Below are 4914 nucleotides of genomic sequence, written 5' to 3' on the forward strand. Positions count from 1 at the left end.
GGCTGGTGAAGGGCGGCGGGCCGGACGGGGGCGGGAAGGTGCGGGAGTACACCTCTCGTCCCCGGTAGAGGGTGCGCCTGGTGTGCCAGGTCCGCCCGTACGAGGTGATCTCGGCGGCGAGGCCGGGCCGCATCGCGTCCAGCAGGCCGAGGGTCTCCCGGTGCACGAACAACGCCCGGCTGCCCGGCCGTTCCCGGTCCTCCGGCTCCGCCTCCAGCAGGACGGCCGGCAGGCCGTGCGCCCGCAGCGCCAGAGCCGCCGACAGGCCCACGGGACCGGCGCCCACGACGAAGACCGGAGTCATGCCCGGACGCCTTCGGCGAGCATCCGGGCGATCTCCACCCGCTTCACCTTCCAGGTCGCGGTCATCGGCAGGTCCTCGAACCGCCACTGCAGCGGCTCGGCCATCGCCGGCAGCCCCGCCGTGGCCCGCCGCCAGCGCTCCGGGTCCAGGGGCCGCTCGCCGCGCACGCACACCACCGGCACCGGCTCCCGGTCCGCGCCCGGCACGATGACGACCTCGCGCAGTTCCTCCAGCCGGGACATCAGCGTGTCCTCGACCTCCAGATTGCTGTGCACGGCGTCGATCCGGTCGACCTCCCGATCGATCAGGTACAGCGCGCCCAGACGGCTCCGGTAGCCCACGTCGCCCATCTCCCACCAGCCGTCGGTGAGCTGACGGTCGTAGCGCTCCGGCATGCCGAGGTAGGTGAGGATCCGTCCCCGGGTGCGGGCCTCGATCCGGCCCGGGGTGCCGGGCGGCACCCGTCCGCCCCCGGCGTCGGTGATCCGGACGCGGGTGAAGCCGGGTATCCCGAATCCGACCCGGCGGCCGTCCGCGCGGGCCGCACTGCGCCGGGTCACCACCTGGAACGCCACCGGGCCCGTCTCGCTCTGCCCGTACAGCTGGACCAGCCAGGGCGTACGCCGCCGTGAGGCGCCCAGCAGCCGCCGTACGGTGCGCGGATGGATCGCGTCGAACGTGGAGCCGTACGCCCGGACCCGGGACAGCGGGGCACCGGGCGCGTCGGCCAGCTCCTCCCACAGCACGAACGTGTTGGGATGCGTCTCCACGATGCCGGGCCGGTGCCGGACCAGCAGCGGGCCCACCGCGGCCGGATCCGGGTCGGTGATCAGCACGAGCGGACTGCCGAAGTGCAGCAGGACGCCGAGCAGATGGTAGAAGCGCGAGTGCACGAACGACATGTGCAGCGCCGCCGGCTCGCCCCGCGTGGGCCAGCCCATCGCCTGCTGCGGCACGAGCCGGTTCCACATGGTGTGCGCGCAGTGCACGGCCAGCTTGGGGACGCCGGTGGTGCCGGAACTGTGGGTGATCAGGGCGGGTTCGCGGGGGTGCAGCCGGACCGGCGGGGGCGGCTCGGCGCCGGTGTACTTCGCCAGGGGCTCCGCCCCGGCCGCGTCGTCCACGCAGAGCGTCCGCCGCACGAGGCCGGACAGGGCGAGCTCCCGCAGGCCGTCCAGGGTGGAGCTGTCGGTGATCAGCCAGGGCTTGCGCAGCCGTTCGAGCAGTTGCCCCGCCACGGCGGGGGCCAGCGCGGGCGACAGCAGTACCGGCACGGCGCCGATACGCGCGACGGCACAGGTCAGCAGCACGATGTCGACGTTGTCCGCCTTGTGCACGACGACCTGCTCCGAGGGCCGCACCCCGGCCTCCCACAGCCGGCCGGACAGGTCCTCGACCAGGTCGGCCAGCACGGTGTAGCTCAGGTCGACCCCGAGGGCGGGCGCGACGTCCAGCGGCCGGTCCAGGGTGACGAAGACGGCACCGTGCCGGTCGGCCGCACGCCGGAAGACCGGTCCGAGATAGAAGCCGCGGTCGGTGAACAGGGGTGGTCGCATGGGGTCGTTCCTCTCTCCGGGGGTCACCAGGCGCCCCGGCGGACCAGATGACGGCGCAGCTTCCCGGTCGCCGTGCGCGGCAGCGACGGGACGAAGCTGACGCTGCGGGGGACCTTGAACGCGGCGAGGCTCTCCCGCGCCAGGCCGACGAGCTCGTCCGCCAGGCCGTCCCGCACCGGCGACGCGGGGACCACGAAGGCCCGCAGCCGACTCGCGCCCCGCCCGTCGGGCACGGCCGCGACCGCCACCTCCCGCACCGCCGGATGGCCGCGCAGCACGGCCTCCACCTCCAGCGGGGACACGGTGATGCCGCCGACCATCTCCATGTCGTCGGCCCGCCCCAGATGCCGGTAGGAGCCGTCCGGTTCGCGGCACGCCCGGTCTCGGGTGGCCAGCCAGCCGCCGACCAGGGCCTGGGCGGTCTCCTCGGGCCGGTTCAGATAGCCGGGCGTCACCGTCGGCCCGCGCACCCACATCTCGCCCTCCTCGCCGTCCGGCACCGGGTGGCCGTCGCGGTCCCGCAGCTCCACCTCGAAGCCGGGGACGGGACGGCCGACGGTGCCCGGGTGGTTGTGGGCGAAACCGTTGGCGCAGAACGCGTGACCGGCCTCCGTGGAGCCGATCTGCTCCAGCACGGGCGCGCCGAACAACGCGGTCACCTGCCGTGCGAGTCCCTCCGGCAGCCCCTCGCCGGCCGACACCGCGGCCCGCACCGAGGCGAAGCAGCCCTCGTGCCCGTGGCCCCGCTCGGCCACCAGCGCGGCGTACGCGGACGGCACGGAGTACAGCAGCGTCACCCGGTGGCGGGCGACGAGTTCGTCGATGGTCGCCGGAGTGGGACGCCGGTCCACCAGCACCGCGGACGAGCCGGAGAAGAGCGGGAAGACGAAGGCGTTGCCGAAGCCGTAGGCGAAGAACAGCTTCGACACCGACAGGGTGACGTCCTCGGCGGTGATCCGCAGCACCCGCCGGCCGACGAGGTCGTGGTACGTCCGTGGATCGCCGTGCGTGTGCACGACGCCCTTGGGACGGCCCGTGGTGCCGGAGGTGTACTGGACGTAGAGCGGGGTGTGCGCGTCGACCTGGTGGGCGGGCGCGGGCCCGGCGGCGGGGGCGAGCGCCATGAGCTGGTCGGCACCCAGGCGGGCCCGTCCGGTGAACCGCTCCTCCAGGCCCGGCCCCGTCACACAGAGCACGGCCCCGGTGTCCTCGGCCAGGAACGCGTGGTCGGCCGCGGGGAGTTCGGGATTGACCAGGACCGCGACGGCGCCGAGACGGGCGGTGGCGAGGAAGGCCGTCACCCAGGCGAGGGAGTCGGGCAGCGCCAGCAGTACGCGGTCCCCGGGGCGCACCCCGTGCCCGGCGAGCACGGTGGCGGCCCGGGCCGCGAGGTCGTGCACCTCGCCGTGGGTCCAGGCCCGGTGCCCCTGGTGGAAGGCGGTCCGCCCGCCCCACCCGCGCCGCTCGGCGAGCTCCGCGAGCTGGGCCGCGAGGTTCCCGGGCGCCGCGGCCTCGGCGGGGTGCAGCACCGCCTGCGGACTGGTCATCGCCGCGCCTCCTCGGCGGCCCCGGCCCGGTCTCCCGGCGGGGCCTGCCGCCGGATCCGGTCGGCCATGTGCTGGTGCAGGGCACGCATGGGGGCCGCGGTCTTCAGCAGCATCTCCTCGTACTCCGCGTCCGGATCGGAGCCGAGGACGATCGCTCCGCCCGCCCCCAGATGCATCTGACCGTCGGCGAACACGGCCGTCCGGATGACGATGCCGAGATCCGCGCCGCCGCCACAGCCGAAGTAACCGAGGGCGCCGGAGTACACGCCCCGGGCCTCGGACTCCAGTGAGTCGATGATCTCCAGCGTGCGCAGCTTCGGCGCGCCGGTCATCGAGCCGCCGGGAAAACAGGCCCGGACACAGTCCACCGCGTCCGTGTCCGCCCGCAGCCTGCCCTCCACGGTGGACACCAGCTGGTGCACGGTGGCGTACGTCTCGGTGGCCATGAGCTTGGAGACCCGCACCGACCCCGTCCGGCACATCCGCCCCAGATCGTTGCGGAGCAGGTCGACGATCATCAGGTTCTCGGCCCTGGTCTTGGCGTCCGACGCCAGCGCGTCCCGCAGCCGGGCGTCCTCCTCCGGCCCGTCGCCCCTGGGCGCGGTCCCCTTGATGGGCCTGGCCTCGGCGGTGCCGTCCCGCCCGATCCGCAGGAACCGCTCGGGCGAGGACCCGGCCACCTCCAGCTCCCCGAACCTCAGGAACGCCGCGTACGGGGCCGGGTTGTCGCGGCGCAGCGTCCGGTAGTACGCGAACGCGTCGGGCGGTGCGGGCAGCCGGGCGGCGTTGGTCAGACAGACCTCGTAACTGGTGCCCGCCCGCAACTCCCGCTGGCACGCCTCGATGTCCGCGAGATACGTCGCCCGGTCGCGCACCAGCCACGGCTCGGCGGCCCCGGGGTCCGCCGGACCCGCCGGCACGGGCAGGGGCGGCCGCTCCGTCGCCACGCAGGCGAGGTCGGCCAGGGCGCTCTCCAGCCAGTCGGCGGCCTCCCGAGCGGCCTGCGGGGTGTCCTCCGCCAGGCAGACGGCGTACGTGTAGCCCTCCTGGTGGTCCACCGCGATCACCCGGTCGGCGAACAGCCAGGCGGCGTCCGGGGCCGGGGAGCGGTGGCGGTTCGGCGACCCGCAGTCCGCCTTCACCTCGTAGCCGAAGTAGCCGACGTATCCCCCGGTGAAGTCGAACGGCAGCCCGGTCGCGTCCACCCGGCGGTTGGTCAACTGCCGTTTGAGGTAGTCGAACACACTGGCCGCGACCTTCCGCACCGGCCGCCCCGCCCGCTCGATCTCACAGCGCCCGCTGCCGACGTCGTACCGCACGAACTCGGCCAGCGGCCCGCTGTCGTCCCCGAAGAACGAGAACCGCGACCGCCCCGGCTCCACCAGCGAACTGTCCAGCCAGAACGCCCGCGAGGACCCCGCGTACATCCGCGCGAACGCCGCCTCGGCATCCACCGCCCCACCGATCCGCCGAGTGTGCAGCCGGTACCCGACGCGCTGGGGGCGAC

At 74.4% G+C, this 4914-nt stretch carries 4 protein-coding genes; all 4 read right to left on the bottom strand.

Translation table 11 applies throughout. The features are described from left to right. A partial coding sequence (locus CA983_RS40805; protein WP_208637153.1) for an FAD-dependent monooxygenase occupies positions 1–304 on the bottom strand: 304 nt, incomplete at its 3' end. Continuing rightward, positions 301–1860 carry a class I adenylate-forming enzyme family protein gene (locus tag CA983_RS40810; protein ID WP_086605719.1) on the bottom strand — a complete coding sequence of 520 codons (1560 nt, stop codon included), beginning with the start codon at positions 1858–1860 and terminating at the stop codon, positions 301–303. The genes CA983_RS40805 and CA983_RS40810, both read right to left, overlap by 4 nt. 23 nt (positions 1861–1883) lie before the next feature. After that, positions 1884–3407, bottom strand: a complete 1524-nt coding sequence (locus tag CA983_RS40815) for an AMP-binding protein (RefSeq protein WP_086605720.1) — start codon at positions 3405–3407, stop codon at positions 1884–1886. Continuing rightward, a partial coding sequence (gene pabB, locus CA983_RS40820) for an aminodeoxychorismate synthase component I (protein WP_244207312.1) occupies positions 3404–4914 on the bottom strand: 1511 nt, incomplete at its 5' end. The genes CA983_RS40815 and pabB, both read right to left, overlap by 4 nt.

Source organism: Streptomyces swartbergensis, assembly GCF_002148965.1.
Lineage (GTDB): Bacteria > Actinomycetota > Actinomycetes > Streptomycetales > Streptomycetaceae > Streptomyces > Streptomyces swartbergensis.